Source organism: Ruegeria sp. AI3, assembly GCF_056541245.1.
Window position 1 is genome coordinate 1 of sequence record NZ_JBQFYA010000016.1, and the last position, 16,937, is coordinate 16,937.

Below are 16,937 nucleotides of genomic sequence, written 5' to 3' on the forward strand. Positions count from 1 at the left end.
AGCGCGCCGCAGGCGCGCTGCCGGGCCCAAAACCCAAGATGGGTCGGCGAAGCCGGGCCGCCGCGGGTGCGGGAGCCCTTTGCCGTTTCTAGGTCAGGTCTTTGTAGCTGATCTCACGCGTGTCTGCGCCGGGGCCGGTTTTCTCGCGGCGAACGATCAGGCGGTTCAGCGCGTGGATATAGGCCTTGGCTGACGCAACGACCGTGTCTGTGTTGGCCGATTGGCCGGTTGCGATCATGCCGTCTTCGCTCAGGCGGACCGAGACTGTGGCTTGCGCGTCGGTGCCTTCGGTGACGGCATGGACCTGATACAGTTGCAACCGGGCTGTGTTGGGGTAGATCGCGCGGATCGCTTTGAACGTTGCATCCACAGGCCCGTCGCCATGTTCGGTGGCGATGATGTCCTTGCCGTCCATCTCAAGCTCAACAGTTGCCTCGGCCTGACCACCGGTGCCGCAGGTCACTTTCATCGATACAAGCTGCAGGTAGTCGTCATGCTCGTCCATGGTCATCAAGGCGATCAAGTCGTCGTCGAACACCTCTTTCTTGCGGTCAGCCAGATCCTTGAACCGTACGAAGATGTCCTTGAGCTGGTTGTCACCGACGTCAAATCCCAACGTCTCGAGCTTGTCGCGCAGCGCGGCGCGGCCCGAGTGCTTGCCCAAGGGCAGAGAGGTGCCGGAGAGGCCGATGTCCTCGGGGCGCATGATCTCGAAGTTTTCGCGGTTCTTCAGCATCCCATCCTGATGAATGCCGCTTTCATGTGCGAAGGCGTTCTTGCCGACGATGGCTTTGTTGAACTGCACGTTGAAGCCGGACACAGTCGCCACGCGGCGCGAGATATGCATGATCTTGGTGGTGTCGATGCCCGTGTGCCAAGGCATGATGTCGTTGCGGGTGCGCAGCGCCATTACAACCTCTTCCAAAGCCGTGTTGCCCGCGCGTTCGCCCAAACCGTTGATGGTGCATTCTATCTGACGCGCACCACCTGCAACAGCGGCCAGAGAGTTCGCGGTCGCCATGCCAAGGTCGTTGTGGCAGTGGGTGGCAAAGATCACTTCATCCGCGCCCGGTACGGTCTCGATCAGGCGTTTGATCAGGTCAGCCGACTCCACCGGGGCGGTGTAGCCCACCGTGTCAGGGATGTTGATCGTGGTTGCGCCCGCTTTGATCGCAATCTCGATTACACGGCAAAGGTAGTCCCACTCGGTCCGCGTCGCATCCATCGGTGACCACTGCACGTTTTCACATAAGTTGCGCGCATGGCTGACGGTTTCGTGGATCTTCTCGGCCATCTCGTCCATCGTCAGGTTCGGAATGGCGCGGTGCAGGGGGGATGTGCCGATGAAGGTGTGAATACGGTTCTTCTCGGCGTGTTTCACCGCCTCCCAGCAGCGGTCAATGTCGGCGAAGTTCGCACGGGCCAGACCGCAGATACGGCTGTTATTCGAACGTTGCGCGATCTCGGATACGGCCTTGAAGTCGCCCTCGGATGCGATAGGGAAACCGGCTTCGATAATGTCGACGCCCATTTCGTCCAACAGCTCGGCAATCTCGAGCTTTTCGTCGTGGGTCATGGTTGCGCCGGGGCTCTGCTCGCCGTCGCGCAAAGTGGTATCGAAGATCAAGACGCGGTCTTGGTCGGTCACGTTAGTCATGGGGTTCTCTTTCTTCTTCTGTCCTAAAGCCTCTTGGCGCGCTAGCGTCCTCCTCTGAGCGGGCGCGCCGGTTGGCACGCTCAGAGGCGGATTAGGATCAGTAGGCCACGCAGCGACGGACCGCGAAGGGCGGTGTCGGCAACAAGGATATCTGCGCGGTTGATCATGAGGATGAGGTTATACCCAGCTTGCGCGGAATGAAAAGAACCAAAATTAGGACGTGGTCCTTTCTGTGCGAATTCTTAGGGACCCATCATTGATCCAGCCATTGCCGCCGCTAGGTCGTTAGAGATGAAAACAGCTTTGGTTATAGGTGCCTCTGGAGGAATTGGCTCGGCGCTTTGCACGCATCTTGAGGAGCACGGGATGCAGGTGACTAGCCTGTCCCGGTCGGTTGACGGGTTTGACCTGACCCAACCGGAACAGGCGCTGAAGGTTTTGGATGACTTGCCTGACCCGTTCGATCTGGTTCTGGTGGTCTCAGGCGCGTTGGAGATCAACGGGGCGGAGCCGGAAAAGACGATCCGCGCTGTATCGGCACAGGCCATGATGGATCAGTTTGCGTTGAATGCGGTTGGTCCGGCTTTGGTCCTCAGCCGTGGGCACAGATTGCTACCACGCGACAGGCGATCTGTTTTTGGTGTCCTGTCGGCGCGTGTGGGGTCGATCGGGGACAACCGGATCGGTGGTTGGATCAGTTACCGGGCCGCAAAAGCTGCGGTGAATCAGATCGTCCATACCTCGGCGATCGAACTTTCGCGCACGCACAAACAGGCGATCTGCGTGTCTTTGCATCCCGGCACCGTCAAAACGGCCTTCACGCAGAAATACCTTGGTCGGCATCCGGCGGTAGAGCCTGAAGAAGCCGCTCAGAATTTGCTAAACGTGGTCAACGGTCTAACGACCGATGACACGGGTGGGTTCTTCGACTGGGCCGGAAAACCCGTTCCGTGGTAGCAAGTTAACCGTCGGATGGTTCAGCCTGCGCTGGTTCCTCAGCGTTTTCGGCCTGATCGGGTTGATCCTCTTGCGCGGGCGCTTCTTCTGTTGCGCTTCGCGCAGGCAGGGCGTCATTGTCCCACACGCCAGACTCCTCTTGGCCGTTGGCATAGCGCATGGTGCCTTCGCCGTGGCGTTTGTTGTCGAGGAAGCCGCCTTCGTACACATCGCCCGTGCTGTAGGTCGCAACACCCACTCCGCTGATTTTGCCGTCAACCCAATCGCCCGTGTAGGTGAAGGTGCTAGGCGTTGTGATCGTGCCTTTGCCGTGGCGCTTGCCATTCAGGAAATCTCCGTCATAGATCGTGCCGTCCGCGTAGCTGGCCTTGCCTTTGCCCTGTCGCGCACCATCAACCCATTCGCCCTCATAGCGATAGCCGTTGGCGAAAGTGACGATGCCGGTGCCATGGCTGACCGCATTCCGGAACTCGCCGGTATAGACGACGCCGTTTGGATATGTGGCCTTGCCCTGACCTTCGAACACGCCCGCAACCCACTCACCATCATAGATGGTACCGTCAGGATATGTGTTCTGACCCTTGCCATGCGGTAGGTCCGCGCTGAGTTCGCCGATATAGGTTGAGCCGTCGGGATAAGTGATCTCACCAAAACCTTCGATCTGACCACGGGACCAGTCGCCCGTATAGCTGTAGCCATCTGTCCCGGTGAAGGTGCCTTTGCCGTGGCGCTGATCGTCTTCGTAGTCGCCCTCATAGACGTTGCCGTTGGCATAGGTTTCCTTGCCTTTGCCCTGACGGCGCCCGTCCAGCAATGCGCCCTCGTAGACATCCCCGTTGGCCAGCGTCAGCCGCCCGGTGCCTGTCATCACGTTGTTCTGCCACTGACCGTCATATTCAACGCCGTCCGACTGAACCAGACGACCTTGACCATGGCGCTGACCCTGTTCGATCTCACCTTCATAGACAGATCCATCGGCCGAAGTGATCTTGCCCATGCCCTGCTTTTCACCCTCAACCCAGTCGCCCTCATAGGCGTATCCGTTGGGGTCGGACAGAGTGCCCTTGCCGTGATGGCGCGCGTCTTTGAACGCGCCTTCATATCGCAGGCCATTGGCATATTGGGCCACGCCGGTTCCGTTGATGGCCCCGTTGGACCACGTCCCTTCGTAGGTGCCGCCATCGGGATAGGTGATCTTGCCCTGGCCGTCTGGCTGGCCATCGGCGAATGTACCTTCGTAGATCGCGCCATTTGCAAAGCGCGCCGTGCCTTGCCCCTGAATCTTGCCTTCGATCCATTCGCCCGAATACTCGAACCCGTTGGGTAGCCGATACGACCCGGTCCCGTGCCGCAAGCCGTTCAGGAAGGTGCCTTCATAGACGCCTCCGACCTCGTCATCCTTGACGATGACGGTTCCGTCCTGTGCAAAGGCTGCCGCTGCGATCAGGGTCATGGCCCCTGCAGCAATCGAATTTCGGATCACATCCATTGTTGTTCCTGCCTGCCCGATCATCATTGCTTGCTTTCTTCGGCGCAAAACTAAGGGACCGTCACGGGCAGAGCAACGGCTTTTGCCGCATGGCCCTTTCACTCGCGCGGTGATCTGCTAAATGCAAAAGGACTGACGAAGGCAAGAGGGCAGCATGGCCGACCGTTTCCGCATCACTCTGGCGCAGCTTAACCCCACCGTGGGGGATATTTCCGGCAATGCCGCCAAAGCACGCGCAGCGTGGCACGAGGCCCGCGAGGCCGGGGCCGATATGGTGGCCTTCCCCGAGATGTTCATCACCGGCTACAACACGCAGGACCTTGTGATGAAGCCCGTGTTTCACCGCGCTGCTATGGCCGCGATTGAGGCGCTGGCCGTGGACTGCGCCGAGGGTCCCGCCATCGCCATCGGCGGGCCGTGGGTAGAAGATGACAGCCTCTACAACGCGTATCTGATCCTGAATGGTGGCCGAATCACCAGCAAGTCCCTGAAGCACCATCTGCCGAACGAGACCGTGTTTGATGAGGTGCGTCTTTATGATTCCGGCCCGCTGGGTGGGCCGTACTCGGTGGGCAATTTCCGCATCGGCAGTCCGATCTGCGAAGATGGCTGGCATCCGGATGTGGCTGAAACGCTGGAGGAAACCGGGGCCGAGTTTCTGCTGATCCCCAACGGCTCGCCCTATTTCCGGGACAAATACGATGTGCGTCTGAACCACATGGTGGTCCGCGTGGTCGAGACCGGCCTGCCGCTGATCTATCTGAACATGGTTGGCGGGCAAGACGATCAGGTTTTTGACGGAGCAACTTTCGGTCTTAACCCGGGTGGTGAGCTTGCCTTCCGCATGCCCGTATTCGACGAAGCGATACGCCACGTGGACCTTGAGCGTGGCGATGACGGCTGGCGCATCGTCCCGGCCGAGATCGTCCCCCAACCGGATGTGTGGGAGCAAGACTACCGCGCCATGGTCCAATCCTTGCGTGACTACATGGGCAAGACCGGTTTCAAAAAGGCGGTTCTCGGGCTGTCAGGCGGGGTCGATTCAGCCCTGGTTGCGGCCATTGCCGTTGACGCGATTGGCGCTGACAATGTGCGTTGCGTGATGCTGCCATCGGAATACACCAGCCAAACCTCGCTGGACGATGCCGAGGCGGTCGCTAAGGCGCTGGGCGTTCACTATGACTATGTGCCGATCTCGGACAGCCGCGCGGCGGTGACCGAGACACTTGCCTCTTTGTTTGCCGGTCGCGATGCCGATCTGACCGAAGAGAACATCCAGTCCCGCCTGCGAGGTGTGTTGCTGATGGCGATCTCGAACAAATTTGGTGAGATGCTTTTGACCACCGGTAACAAATCCGAGGTTGCGGTTGGTTATGCTACCATCTACGGCGACATGAACGGGGGCTATAACCCGATCAAGGACCTCTACAAAACCCGCGTGTTCGAGACCTGCCGCTGGCGCAACGCCAATCATCGCGACTGGATGATGGGGCCTGAAGGCGAGGTCATCCGACCGTCGGTCATCGACAAACCCCCAAGCGCCGAGCTGCGCGAAGATCAGAAAGACAGCGACAGCCTGCCGGACTATCCGGTTCTGGATGGCATTCTGGATATCCTGGTCGATCAGGATGGCTCGATCGCCAATTGTGTTGCGGCCGGTTTCGATGAGGCCGATGCCAAACGGGTCGAGCATCTGATTTACATCAGCGAGTATAAACGGTTTCAGTCCGCCCCCGGCACGCGCCTGACCAGCCGGGCCTTCTGGTTGGATCGCCGCTATCCAATTGTGAATCGTTGGCGTGATCAGGGGTAAATAAGGCACATTGTTTCCCGTTATGGGGTAGCGATACTCTGATTTCTCGGATTGTTTCCGATAGGGCGCGTGCCCCGTTCATTTCCCGGGGTGATCCGCAGGCTATCCTTGTTTTTGCGACATTTTTCCGCCACATTTATGCTTGGATATTGCCTCATGTGAGGCGGGTGTGACGTATTGCTGCGAGGGGCGCAGGGTCATGGCAAACTGTTTTTAGCCTGACGACGTAACATCCGGGTGGGATGTCTGAGTGAACAGTGTGGTGTTACTATGAATGAGCAATATGATAAATCGCTTCACGCGCCGCGTGCGCTGAATACGATGGAATCTCCTCCCCAAGAGTTGGACGAGGAGAAACTGGATGCGGCCATTGCGGACATGTTGAGGGAAGATGCAGGTCAGCAGAATGTCGCGCCGATGAAGCGTCCTGAATTCCCTGATCTTGTCCCCCAGGAAGAGGTCCGGACCGGGTCAAAGCCCAAGGCCAGCGGGTTCTCGGCCAATCTGCGTCAGAAATGGGCTGAGCTGTCAGGCGCGGCGTAAATCGCTAGGCTAAAGTCGTAGGAGGTGCGGCGTATTTCGCGACACCTTTGGCGCGCGCGCCACAGGTCTGCACAATCCTTTTGTGAACCTCAAAAAACCGGTTGCCAGTAGCACAGCGGTCGGTCTCCATGGCGGTCCATGCGATTGTCCATGAGCTTTTGATGCCCGGTCCCAAGCCTACTGTCTTCGACTCCGATCTCTCATTGCCGAAACAAACCGATATCGTCGTGATTGGCGGCGGTATCATTGGTGTATCCACGGCCTTGGAGCTGGCTGAGCGGGGTGTTTCGGTCCTGTTGTGTGAAAAGGGTCAGATCGCGGGCGAGCAAAGCTCTCGCAATTGGGGATGGGTGCGTCTTGGGATGCGCGACCCGAGGGAGATCCCTCTGATGCAAGAGTCGCTGCGGCTTTGGCGCGGGATGGATGACCGGATCGGACGTCAGATCGGCTATACGCAGTCAGGGATTCTGTTCGGGGCCTCAGGCCAGCGGGATGCGCGCAATCTTGAACGTTGGATGCGCCATGTCGACGGGTTGGACACTGGCGCGCGGATCGTCGCTGGTGCGGAACTGGCCGATCTGATGCCCGGTGCGCAGTCGGAAATATCTAGCGGTCTCTACATGCCGCAAGACGGTCGGGCCGAGCCGCAATGGGCCGCCCCCGCCATCGCCGAGGCCGCGCGTGATCGCGGGGCGATCATCATGACCAATTGCGCCGTCCGTAGCGTCGATATGCAAGCGGGCCGCGTCGCCGGAGTGTTCACCGAACGGGGCCGAGTGGCGTGTGACCGGGTTGTTTTGGCCGGTGGGGCGTGGTCGCGCTTGTTTGCGGGAAATGCTGGGATCGACCTGCCTCAACTGAAGGTGCTGAACACAGTCATGCGCGTGTCGTCGGTGGTCGAGGGGCCCGAGGTCGCGCTTTGGTCGGATGGGTTTGCAATCCGAAAGCGGGCGGATGGGGGCTATACCATCGCTTCGGGCCATGAAAACACGGTGGATATCGTGCCCGACAGTTTCCGGCTGGCCCTCAAGTTCCTGCCAGCCTTCGCACAGGAATGGAGATCGCTGCGCTTTCGCCTGTCAGGCCGTTGGACGACCGAGGCGCGCGAGGATCGGCGCTGGCTGCCCACTGATGTGACTCCGTTCGAACATTGCCGCGTGCTGGATCCAGAGCCGTCGCAAAAGGTCATCCGTGGCGCGTGGGCGAATGCGCGCAAGAGTTATCCGGCGCTGGAGCAGGCCGAGATCGTCCAAAGCTGGGCGGGGATGATTGATGTGACACCGGACGCGATCCCAGTGATGTCGTCGGTCGATGATCTGCCGGGTCTGTTCATTGCCACCGGCTTCTCCGGCCACGGTTTCGGCATTGGCCCCGGCGCGGGCCTGCTGATGGCAGATCTGGTCATGCACAGAACGCCCTGTGTGGATCCGGCCGCGTTTCGCCTGTCTCGTTTCACCGACGGCTCAAAGGTCCGGCCGGACCCTGGGTACTGAAGGCTTAGCCCATCATTTGATAGCTGACGGGCACAAAGCGGAAGCCGTCGCCTCGGGTCTCGACATAGCCAGCGCCCGGGAAGGGCATGTGATAGCCGATCATCGGTACTTTGTCGGCGGCCAGCAGGCCCAAAATCTTACGGCGTGATTCCGTTGCGGCGGCTTTGTCCATGTCGAACCGAACTTCCCATTCGGGGTGCGCAAAGGACCAGACATAGTGATTGGCAAGGTCCGCAGTCAGGATAAGGCGCTGACCGTTGCTTTCCAGGTGGTAGACCATGTGACCGGGGGTATGTCCAAAGGTCGCCATCGCCGTCACGCCCGAGGCCACGTCTCCGCCATCCTCAATAAAACTCATCTTCTCCGCCAGAGGGGTGACTTTGGCAGCAACCAGATCGCCGACCCGGTTCCCGGCTTCCTGAGCGGACCAGAAATCATATTCGGGTGCCGCAGTGACATAGCGGGCATTGGGGAATGTCGGCGCGTCGTTTGTGGTCATGCCGCCGATGTGGTCTGGATGCATATGGGTCAGCACGACCACGTTAATCTGATCAGGCGTGACACCTGCATCTGCCAAAGCGGCCTGAATGCCGCCCTGACCAAGCCCGGTGTCGAAAAGGATCAGTTCCGAGCCTGTGTTCACCAGGGTCGGCGTGAAAAAGAATTGTGCTACGTCAGGCGAGATGAAGTTTTCGGCTGATACTTTGGCGAAATCCTCATCCGATGCGCCGCCGCCAAAGATTTCCTGCGCACCATCGCGTGGCAGGCTGCCATCCAGCAGGGTTGTGACCGTGAAGTCGCCCAGCTGGAATGATCTTGCGATGGTCGAGTTCGCCTTTGTCTCGGCTCCGGCGGCCAAAAGAGGGGTCGCTGCGGATGCAAATGGAAGGGCTGCTGCGGCGCCCAAGGCCGCTCTGCGTGTTAAATTGATGGCCATTTCTTGGTCTCCCTGTCAGAACGCCAGCGAAAAAGGTAGTTCGCTTCGGGTCGCGTGCCACTTTATACACCGGTACTTAGTCTGCGTGGATGAACATTGCGTGTTAATATTTGTTCATCTTGCGATCTGGGGTGCCCGTGGAGCCTACAGCGTTTCGGTTTAACCTGAGACACGAATACCCTGCCACGCTTTCAGCGTTCTCGGGACATTCGTGTCACCTAATGAGTCAAGCTAAACCCGAAACGCTTTAGGCAATCCGAAACGCCTGCTGGACAAAAACGCGCCGTTGTGACAAGAGCCGCGCCAACAGGAGACACCCATGACAACCACCCGTTTCGCCCCGTCGCCCACCGGTTACATCCATGTGGGCAACCTGCGCACCGCTCTGATGAACTACCTGATCGCCCGCAAGGCAGGCGGTACCTTCATACTGCGTATTGACGATACCGATCCTGAGCGCTCGAAAGAGGAATATGTCGACGCGATCAAACAGGATCTTGAGTGGCTGGGTCTGCAGTGGGATCGGGTCGAACGTCAGTCCGAGCGTCTGGACCGCTACGCTGAAGCCGCCGACAAGTTGCGTGAGATGGGCCGGTTTTACGAGGCGTTCGAGACGCCGACTGAGCTGGACCTCAAGCGCAAGAAGCAGCTGAACATGGGCAAGCCGCCGGTCTATGACCGCGCCGCGCTGAACCTGAGCGAGGCCGAGAAAGACGCGCTGCGCGCCGAGCGTGGCAATGGCGTCTGGCGGTTCAAACTGGATCACGAGCGGATCGAGTGGAATGACGGCATCCTGGGTGATATCTCGATTGATGCGGCCTCGGTTTCCGATCCTGTCCTGATCCGGGGCGATGGGCAGGTTCTCTACACGATTGCGTCTGTCGTGGACGATACCGAGATGGGCGTGACCGATGTGGTGCGTGGCTCGGACCACGTCACCAACACCGCAACGCAGATTCAGATCATCAAGGCGCTGGGTGGCACTTGCCCGCGCTTTGCCCACCATTCTCTGTTGACCGGCCCTCAGGGCGAGGCGCTGTCGAAACGTCTGGGCACACTGGCCCTGCGTGATCTGCGCGAACAGGGCGTGCAGCCGATGGCGCTGCTGAGCCTGATGGCGCGTTTAGGATCGTCTGATCCGGTTGAGCTGCGGTCCGAGATGGCCGAGTTGATCGACGGGTTCGACATCAACCGTTTTGGCGCGGCTCCGACCAAGTTTGATGTGCAGGACCTGTTCCCGCTGACTGCGAAGCACCTGCAATCGCTGCCGCTGGGGGATGTTGCAGACGCCGTTGCCGAGGCGGGCGTTCCTGCTGAACTGGCTGAGCCGTTCTGGGCCATGGCGCGCGAGAACATCACCACTCTGGCTGACCTCAAGGGATGGTGGGAGCTGTGCCGGGATGGGGCCGAACCTCTGATCGCCGATGAGGATCGTGACTTTATCGCTGAGGCAATTGCGCTATTGCCAGAAGGCCCCTTCGATGGCGACACCTGGGGCACTTGGACCAAGGCCGTCAAAGAGGCCACGGGCCGCAAAGGCAAGGGCCTGTTCATGCCGCTGCGCAAGGCGCTGACCGGGATGGAGCGCGGGCCTGAGATGGCGGCACTCTTGCCGCTGTTGCAAGTGATCCGCGCGCGAGGCTGATTGCCGGGCCTTAGAACTTGAAAGAGGCGGGCAGTTCGTCTGCTTCTTTTTGTTGGTGCGGTTGGATGACCCGCACCGACGCCCGGCGCAAGCGATCGTCAACAAAGTCTGTCTCGTCAGGTTTGAGCTGTTGGTGGCGCGGGTATCTTGGCTCGGCCCTGTCATTCACGACAGGTGCGTCCCAGCCATCCGTTGTTGCGAAGAACCGGTCGACCCCGTCCGGCCCAAAAACACGCAGATATCCTTGCACAACGACGTCGATGTAGCTCAGCAGTAGCGGATGATGATCTGTCGGCGCATTGTGTCGGTCCTGCGGCACTGCATAAACAGCGATTTCAACATCCTGCTTAAGCGAATGCGTGACTGACGGCGTGGCGGGGATGCGGTCATAGGCCCACTCACGCTCATCCAGCGCGGCCCAGTCGTTTTTAGGTACGTGGGCAATCATACCTTCGATCTCGGAATCAGGATCAGGTACCGCCGTCAGGAACACGACCGAGCGCAAGTCGGTGTGCTTCCATGCCCGCCGCCAACCTTTGAGCTTTGCAGGCCGAGGATCGGGAAAGTCATGTGTGGCCAAGTTTACGAGGCTGCCATAGCCAAAGAAATAGGGGTCTGCCATCAGCGCGAGATGTCCTTTGGGTCGATTGATGTATGTCAAACCGCTTTTTTGCCGGACATGCAATAAGATCACATCATTGATTTAGGGAGGCCCTTATGCGGATTACCAAACGGACGAATATTGCCGTGCGCCTGTTGATGTATTGCGCGGCGCATCCCGAGAGGCTGGTGACCAAGGCCGAGATCGCCGAGGTCTGCAACATTTCCGAGAACCATTTGGCCCAGGTGATCAACCAGTTGAGCCAGCTGAACTATCTCAGCACACAACGGGGCCGCAATGGGGGCATGTCGCTGGCGCGCTCGGCTGATGAGATCCGGGTGGGGGCGGTGTTCCGGGATGTGGAAGGCGCATTGCCGATTGCCGAGTGTTTTGCGGATGCCGACAACACCTGCCCTCTGACCGATGCATGCCGATTGAAGCTGGCGTTGAAGGACGCTGCTGAGGTGTTTTATGCCTCGTTGGATGATATCACGCTGGATGCTTTGGTTTGCGACAACGATCCTCTGTTGAAAATCCTGCAACCCGTCGCCTGCGTGCGCTAAGGGGTCAATCGCTGGCGCGAAGGATGCGGGCTGGTCTTACCGATAGCGGCCGCAGGGCGAAGGCAAGCCCTGCACCCAATGTCACGACCATTCCGGCCAATACGATGCCAACGGCTGAAGGCCAGATAACTGTATAGCCGGTGTCGAAGATATAGGTGGCGACGGCCCAGCCCCCCAGAATTCCGACCAGAAGGGCGACTCCCCCAGCGGCTGCTCCCAGCAAGACAGCACGCAGAGCAAAGCTTTGCAGGATGCGCTGCCGGTTCGCCCCGAGTGTTTTCAGCACCGCAGCTTCGTAGCGTCGCGCAGGCTCTCCGGCGGCGGCTGCGCCGATCAGAACCAGAAACCCGGTCAAAAGCGAGACACCTGCCCCGTAGGAGGTTGCCGCTGCCAACCCGGCCAGCAGGCCCGACACCCGGTCAATAGCGTCCCGCACCCGAATCGCGGTGATGTTGGGATACTGGTTAGCCAGATCGCGCAGGATCGCGGTTTCGGCCTGTTCCTCGGCATAGACGGTGGCGATGAAACTGTGTGGTGCCCCGGCCAGCGCCGAAGGGTTCATGGACATGATGAAGCCCATACCCGCAGTCGAAAAGTCGACCTCGCGCAATGAGGTCAGGCGGGCCGTGATATCTCGGCCCAAGATGTTAACCGTCAACTCATCCCCAAGGGTCAGGCCCATCTCCGCGGCCTCTTCAGCGGCGAAGCTGACTTGCGGTTCTCCGGAATAGTCTTCGGCCCACCAATCGCCTGCTGTAACGCGGGCGTTTTCGGGCGGGCGGGTCGAGTAAGTGATACCTCGATCGCCTTCAAGAACCCAATGGTCCCCGGCTATGTCGCGCGCGGGGCGTCCGTTGATCTGGGTTATGATGCCGCGCAGCATCGGTGCGCTTTCGATCCGGCTGACGGATGGGTCGGTTTCAAGACGTTCGGTGAAGCCCGGCATCTGGTCCTTTTGGATGTCGACAAAGAAATAGGACGGCGCGACATCCGGCAGGTTGCCCGAGATCGCATTGCGTAAGGTTCCATCAATCTGTCCAACGGCGGCCAGAACAGACAGGCCGAGACCTAGGGACAGGACCACCGATGCCGCGCCCTCACGCGGGTCGGAAATGGCCGAGAGCGCCCATCGCAGGGCAGGGCGGCCACGCGCGGCGGGTTTGCCAGCGCGGGCGATGCGGCCGATCGCGATGGCCGACAGGGACAGAAGGATGAGCGCGCCCACCAAGCCAGCACTGGTCCAGAGCGTCAGTCGGGCCGAGCCGCTGAACCACGCGGCGATTGCAATCAGCAGGAGCAGCCCGAAACCGGTGGCCATGACATAGATGGGTCGGGGGAGGGCGCGGGCCGTGGTCAGCGCATCACGGAAGAGAGTGGCGGCGCGCACCTCCTCGGTGCGGGCCAATGGCCAGAGCGTGAACAGAAAGGCGGTCAGAATGCCGTAGATCGCAGCCTCGGCCAGAGCTTGCGGGTAGAGGGCGAAAACCGCCGGAATCGGCAGCAGGTTTTCGATCATTGGGGCCAGAGCCAGCGGCAGGACCCCGCCCAATGTGACGCCGATGGCTATTCCGATGCCCGACAACAGCCCGATCTGGATCATGTAGGTCTGGAAAATCGTCGCGCGGTCGGCCCCCAAGGTACGCAAGGTGGCGATGGTTTCGGTCTTCTGAGACAGGTAGGCTCGGACGGCTGCGGATACGCCTATGCCTCCGACTGCCAACCCTGAAATGCCGACCAGAACCAGAAACGCGCTGAGGCGGTTGACGAATTCAGTGATGCCGGGTGCCCCGTTGCGGGCGTCGGTCCAGCGCATGCCGGTGCCATCGAAGGCTTCCTTGGCCTGCTGGGAGAGGTTTGCAAGATCAGTGCCTCTGGGCAGATCGAGGCGGTATTTGGTCGAAAACAGCGTGCCCGGTGCCAATAGGCCGGAGGCCTGCAAGTCTTCAGTTCGGACCAGTGTTCTTGGCCCAAGGGCGAATCCGTCCGCCGCACCGTCCGGTTCATGACGCAAGGCCGCCATCAGGACAAACTCCTGCGTGCCTAAGGCGAAGCGATCGCCGACCGTCAGCCCCATCCGATCGATCAATGCGGGGGCTATGACGGCACCAGGCAGGCCGTCTGCGCCCGCAAAAGCGTTGTCCAGTCGCATCTCTGGGGCCAGAGTGACAGATCCCACCAAAGGGTAAGCGCCATCTACCGCTTTGACTTGTGTCAGCGCCCGCTCGGTTCCGGTGTCTTGCGCGGCGACAGCCATCGACCGGAAATCGACAACCTCGGACACTTGTTGCGCGGTCTCGTCCATCCAGCGCCGTTCTTCGTCGCTGGCAAAGCGATAGGTGAACTCAAGCTGCGCGTCTCCGCCCAGCAAGGCAGCCCCTTCCTGCGTCAACCCTGTCTGGATGGCCGAGCGGACCGAGCCGACCGCAGCGATGGCGGCAACCCCAAGGGCGAGACAGGCGAGAAAAATATGAAAGCCGCGCAGGCCTCCGCGTAGTTCACGACGTGCCAGCCGTCCGGCCAGTCGCAGACTCATTCCGCGGCCTCTTGCTTGGTCTCATCCGAGATGCGGCCATCGCGCAGGCGCACAACGCGGTCGCAGCGCGCCGCCAGCGATGGGCTGTGCGTGACCAATACCAAGGTCGCGCCGTGCTTGTCCCGCAGACCGAACAAAAGATCGACGATTGCAGCACCGTTGGTTTCATCCAGATTGCCCGTCGGCTCATCCGCCAGCAGGATCTGAGGGCGCGGGGCCGAGGCGCGGGCCAGGGCAACCCGCTGCTGCTCACCCCCGGACAATTGCGCCGGATAGTGGTCGCGCCGATGGGACAGACCGACGGTGTCGAGTTCTGCTTCGGCGCGGGTGAATGCGTCCTTGTGGCCAGCCAGCTCCAGTGGGGTGGCAACGTTTTCCAGTGCCGTCATGGTGGGGATCAGATGGAAGTTCTGGAACACGATACCCATCGTGTCGCGTCGAAAGCGGGCCAGAGTATCTTCATCCATTGTCGTCAGATCCTGACCCAAAGCCGAGACGCGACCGCCGGTCGCTTGCTCCAACCCGCCCATCAGCATCAGAAGCGAAGATTTGCCCGACCCGGATGGCCCGATCAGCCCCAGACTCTCACCCTTCGTCACGGACAGAGAGATTTCATGCAGGATATCGACCCGCCCGGCATTGCCATCTAGAGACAAAGAGGCATTTTGGAGCGTAAGAACAGCTGAAGTCATTGGTCTTTCCATCGGAGGGCAGTCAATTGGGATATGGAGCGTTTGTAGCTCTGCGCAAGGTTCTGGTTTCAGGGCTGTTTGTCAGTTGGGGCTATACTGCAACAGCCGAGCCCGTGGTGATTGCCGCATTGGGGGATTCGCTAACCCAAGGCTATGGGCTGGTCGAACAGGATGGGTTTGTCCCACAGCTGGAACGCTGGCTGCAGGCGAACGGGGCCGAGGTTCGTTTGATCAACGCAGGTGTCTCGGGGGATACAACGGCGGGCGGCGCGGCGCGGGTCGAGTGGACTTTGACGCCGGATGTGGACGCGATGATCGTTGCGCTGGGTGGCAACGACTTGCTGCGCGGTCTCGATCCCGATCTGTCGCGCGCCAACTTGACCGCAATCCTGAGCGCGGCTGAAACAAGCGATGTCGACGTTTTGCTGATCGGCATGCAGGCCCCCGGCAACTATGGTCCGGACTACAAACAGGCGTTCGACACGATCTACCCGGATTTGGCTGAACAGTTTGATGTCCTCTTCGCCGAGAGTTTCTTTGACGGTCTCGCCTCGAGTGGTGATCCGAACGCAGTCAGCCAATACATGCAGCCTGATAGGATTCACCCGAATGCCCAAGGCGTCGCGCGGATTGTTGAGGCGCTTGGCCCATCCGTGCTGGAACTGGTCAAGATGTCGGGTGAACAGGGCTAGGGGCCGTCAAACCACTGTGACGACCGTTCCGATCGGCACACGGTTGTAGAGATCTACCACGTGTTCGTTCATCATCCGGATACATCCGTTCGACGCGGCCCGCCCGATCGTCTGGGGCTGCGTTGTGCCGTGGATACGGAAATAGGTGTCTACCCCGTTCTGGAATAGATAGAGTGCGCGCGCGCCCAACGGATTGTCGCCCCCGCCGGGCTGAACATAGTCGTTATCCTTGAAACGGGCATAGGCCACCGGATCCCGCTCGATCATCTCTTGCGTGGGACGCCAGGTGGGCCATTCCTTCTTCACGTCGATGGTCGCAGTGCCGGTGAACTCCAACCCGGCTTTGCCGACACCACAGCCATAGCGGACCGCCTTGCGCGGTTCGGTCACGTAGTACAGGTAGAATGATCGCGGCACGACCAGCAGTTGCCCCGGCTGAAACTGCTTTTTGATCCGGACAAATTGCGGTGTGGGATCATACTCGGCAGCCTTCTTGGCAACGGCAATACCGGGGAGAAGGCTCAGGGCCGTTCCGGCCAGAAAAACACGACGTGTAAACATGTGCGCCTCTTGAATTGACCTGAAAAATCATCACTCGAATTCCAGAATGATATCTTAATTGGTCAATTATGGGGCAGATATTACGAAATTGTGATATGAGGCCTTTCGGCCACAAAAAAGGGCGGGGTTTACCCCCGCCCGTCTGAGTGACTTATGCCAGTTCGATATTGTCTGCGCTTTCGCGACCGTCACGACCCGAGCGCAGCTCATAGGTGACTTTCTGGTTGTCGGCCAGACCGGTCAGGCCCGAACGCTCGACAGCCGAGATGTGAACGAAGATGTCTTTGCCGCCATCTTCGGGTGCGATAAAGCCGTAGCCTTTGGTGGTGTTGAACCATTTTACGGTGCCTGCAGGCATGTCCGTGTCTCCTGTTTAGTGCTGCCCACGTGGATGCGGCAGCCTGGCGTCGTCGGTCTGGATCGAATGACTGAGCGCCGTAGAAGGAGACAGTGGGTCGAAATAGAAAAACGTTAGCCCTTTGGATATGGCATTGGGGTGCGGGTGTGGCAAGAGTGGATTGAACAGGATGCGCTGTGAATTCAGGGCGTAACGGGTGATTTGAACGTGAATCCGCCGACGAAATTTCACCTTTGGCTCCACCGCATTCGTCTCTCCATCGCGATATTCGCGCGGGCAGGGTTGATCCGGAGTGGAGCGGTATGGTCACCGAGGGCGCGTTCGGAGAGCCGTAGGATGGGGTTTCACCCCATCATTTGAGAGGTCGGAGTTTGCATAGCATATTGTTTGGTGCGCGGGAACA

At 59.8% G+C, this 16,937-nt stretch carries 15 protein-coding genes; 7 read left to right on the forward strand and 8 right to left on the reverse strand.

The annotated features are described in order from the left end of the window. Positions 1–88: 88 nt before the first annotated feature. The gene (locus tag ACRZ95_RS19995) at positions 89–1,657 is read right to left on the reverse strand and encodes a 2-isopropylmalate synthase (protein ID WP_170678823.1); all 1,569 of its coding nucleotides are present in this window, start codon (positions 1,655–1,657) and stop codon (positions 89–91) included. A gap of 291 nt (positions 1,658–1,948) precedes the next feature. On the opposite strand from ACRZ95_RS19995, the gene ACRZ95_RS20000 reads away from it, so the two are divergent. Continuing rightward, on the forward strand, positions 1,949–2,614 hold the full coding sequence (locus tag ACRZ95_RS20000; protein WP_170678825.1) for an SDR family NAD(P)-dependent oxidoreductase: 666 nt from the start codon (positions 1,949–1,951) through the stop codon (positions 2,612–2,614). Between the two features lie 4 nt (positions 2,615–2,618). Here the strand turns inward: ACRZ95_RS20000 and ACRZ95_RS20005 are convergent, their stop codons facing one another. Beyond that, positions 2,619–4,127 carry an MORN repeat-containing protein gene (locus ACRZ95_RS20005; protein WP_480555499.1) on the reverse strand — a complete coding sequence of 503 codons (1,509 nt, stop codon included), beginning with the start codon at positions 4,125–4,127 and terminating at the stop codon, positions 2,619–2,621. Between the two features lie 130 nt (positions 4,128–4,257). Between ACRZ95_RS20005 and ACRZ95_RS20010 the strand changes: the two genes are divergently transcribed. From ACRZ95_RS20010 to ACRZ95_RS20020, 3 genes are all read left to right on the forward strand, one after another. Beyond that, the gene (locus ACRZ95_RS20010; RefSeq protein WP_170678827.1) at positions 4,258–5,916 is read left to right on the forward strand and encodes an NAD+ synthase; all 1,659 of its coding nucleotides are present in this window, start codon (positions 4,258–4,260) and stop codon (positions 5,914–5,916) included. Positions 5,917–6,237: 321 nt separating this feature from the next. Beyond that, positions 6,238–6,459: a hypothetical protein gene (locus ACRZ95_RS20015; RefSeq protein ID WP_480527608.1), complete on the forward strand. Its 222-nt coding sequence runs from the start codon at positions 6,238–6,240 to the stop codon at positions 6,457–6,459. A gap of 161 nt (positions 6,460–6,620) precedes the next feature. Continuing rightward, a complete protein-coding gene (locus ACRZ95_RS20020) occupies positions 6,621–7,952 on the forward strand; it encodes an NAD(P)/FAD-dependent oxidoreductase (RefSeq protein WP_170678976.1) in 1,332 nt (443 codons plus the stop codon). Positions 7,953–7,956: 4 nt separating this feature from the next. On the opposite strand, the gene ACRZ95_RS20025 is transcribed toward ACRZ95_RS20020, so the two are convergent. Continuing rightward, positions 7,957–8,889, reverse strand: a complete 933-nt coding sequence (locus ACRZ95_RS20025) for an MBL fold metallo-hydrolase (RefSeq protein WP_170678829.1) — start codon at positions 8,887–8,889, stop codon at positions 7,957–7,959. A gap of 319 nt (positions 8,890–9,208) precedes the next feature. Here ACRZ95_RS20025 and gltX point away from each other — a divergent pair, with 319 nt between their 5' ends. Continuing rightward, positions 9,209–10,534 carry a glutamate--tRNA ligase gene (gene gltX, locus ACRZ95_RS20030; protein WP_170678831.1) on the forward strand — a complete coding sequence of 442 codons (1,326 nt, stop codon included), beginning with the start codon at positions 9,209–9,211 and terminating at the stop codon, positions 10,532–10,534. 10 nt (positions 10,535–10,544) lie between these two features. On the opposite strand, the gene ACRZ95_RS20035 is transcribed toward gltX, so the two are convergent. After that, complete coding sequence (locus tag ACRZ95_RS20035) at positions 10,545–11,156, reverse strand: gamma-glutamylcyclotransferase family protein (protein WP_480555476.1); 612 nt, start codon at positions 11,154–11,156, stop codon at positions 10,545–10,547. A 95-nt stretch (positions 11,157–11,251) separates the two neighbouring features. Here ACRZ95_RS20035 and ACRZ95_RS20040 point away from each other — a divergent pair, with 95 nt between their 5' ends. Next, complete coding sequence (locus tag ACRZ95_RS20040) at positions 11,252–11,698, forward strand: Rrf2 family transcriptional regulator (RefSeq protein WP_170378848.1); 447 nt, start codon at positions 11,252–11,254, stop codon at positions 11,696–11,698. Between the two features lie 4 nt (positions 11,699–11,702). Here the strand turns inward: ACRZ95_RS20040 and ACRZ95_RS20045 are convergent, their stop codons facing one another. Continuing rightward, entirely contained in the window at positions 11,703–14,231 is a 2,529-nt protein-coding gene (locus ACRZ95_RS20045; protein ID WP_170678836.1) for an FtsX-like permease family protein, read from the reverse strand. Next, complete coding sequence (locus tag ACRZ95_RS20050; protein WP_170468773.1) at positions 14,228–14,923, reverse strand: ATP-binding cassette domain-containing protein; 696 nt, start codon at positions 14,921–14,923, stop codon at positions 14,228–14,230. The genes ACRZ95_RS20045 and ACRZ95_RS20050 overlap by 4 nt, the downstream gene beginning before the upstream one ends. A 26-nt stretch (positions 14,924–14,949) precedes the next feature. Here ACRZ95_RS20050 and ACRZ95_RS20055 point away from each other — a divergent pair, with 26 nt between their 5' ends. Further along, positions 14,950–15,615, forward strand: a complete 666-nt coding sequence (locus tag ACRZ95_RS20055) for an arylesterase (protein WP_170678838.1) — start codon at positions 14,950–14,952, stop codon at positions 15,613–15,615. A 6-nt stretch (positions 15,616–15,621) separates the two neighbouring features. On the opposite strand, the gene ACRZ95_RS20060 is transcribed toward ACRZ95_RS20055, so the two are convergent. Both ACRZ95_RS20060 and ACRZ95_RS20065 read right to left on the reverse strand, forming a co-directional pair. Further along, entirely contained in the window at positions 15,622–16,176 is a 555-nt protein-coding gene (locus ACRZ95_RS20060) for a L,D-transpeptidase (protein ID WP_170378840.1), read from the reverse strand. Between the two features lie 151 nt (positions 16,177–16,327). Further along, positions 16,328–16,534 carry a cold-shock protein gene (locus tag ACRZ95_RS20065; RefSeq protein WP_170378838.1) on the reverse strand — a complete coding sequence of 69 codons (207 nt, stop codon included), beginning with the start codon at positions 16,532–16,534 and terminating at the stop codon, positions 16,328–16,330. Positions 16,535–16,937: the final 403 nt, after the last annotated feature.

Coding starts and splice junctions, on each gene's coding strand:
- ACRZ95_RS20015 (WP_480527608.1), top strand. CDS start 6,238: ATGGAATCTCCTCCCCAAGAGTTGGACGAGGAGAAACTGGATGCGGCC.
- ACRZ95_RS20065 (WP_170378838.1), bottom strand. CDS start 16,534: ATGCCTGCAGGCACCGTAAAATGGTTCAACACCACCAAAGGCTACGGC.
- ACRZ95_RS20000 (WP_170678825.1), top strand. CDS start 1,949: ATGAAAACAGCTTTGGTTATAGGTGCCTCTGGAGGAATTGGCTCGGCG.
- ACRZ95_RS20045 (WP_170678836.1), bottom strand. CDS start 14,231: ATGAGTCTGCGACTGGCCGGACGGCTGGCACGTCGTGAACTACGCGGA.
- ACRZ95_RS19995 (WP_170678823.1), bottom strand. CDS start 1,657: ATGACTAACGTGACCGACCAAGACCGCGTCTTGATCTTCGATACCACT.
- ACRZ95_RS20040 (WP_170378848.1), top strand. CDS start 11,252: ATGCGGATTACCAAACGGACGAATATTGCCGTGCGCCTGTTGATGTAT.
- ACRZ95_RS20060 (WP_170378840.1), bottom strand. CDS start 16,176: ATGTTTACACGTCGTGTTTTTCTGGCCGGAACGGCCCTGAGCCTTCTC.
- ACRZ95_RS20025 (WP_170678829.1), bottom strand. CDS start 8,889: ATGGCCATCAATTTAACACGCAGAGCGGCCTTGGGCGCCGCAGCAGCC.
- ACRZ95_RS20005 (WP_480555499.1), bottom strand. CDS start 4,127: ATGATCGGGCAGGCAGGAACAACAATGGATGTGATCCGAAATTCGATT.
- ACRZ95_RS20020 (WP_170678976.1), top strand. CDS start 6,621: ATGCCCGGTCCCAAGCCTACTGTCTTCGACTCCGATCTCTCATTGCCG.
- gltX (WP_170678831.1), top strand. CDS start 9,209: ATGACAACCACCCGTTTCGCCCCGTCGCCCACCGGTTACATCCATGTG.
- ACRZ95_RS20010 (WP_170678827.1), top strand. CDS start 4,258: ATGGCCGACCGTTTCCGCATCACTCTGGCGCAGCTTAACCCCACCGTG.
- ACRZ95_RS20035 (WP_480555476.1), bottom strand. CDS start 11,156: ATGGCAGACCCCTATTTCTTTGGCTATGGCAGCCTCGTAAACTTGGCC.
- ACRZ95_RS20050 (WP_170468773.1), bottom strand. CDS start 14,923: ATGACTTCAGCTGTTCTTACGCTCCAAAATGCCTCTTTGTCTCTAGAT.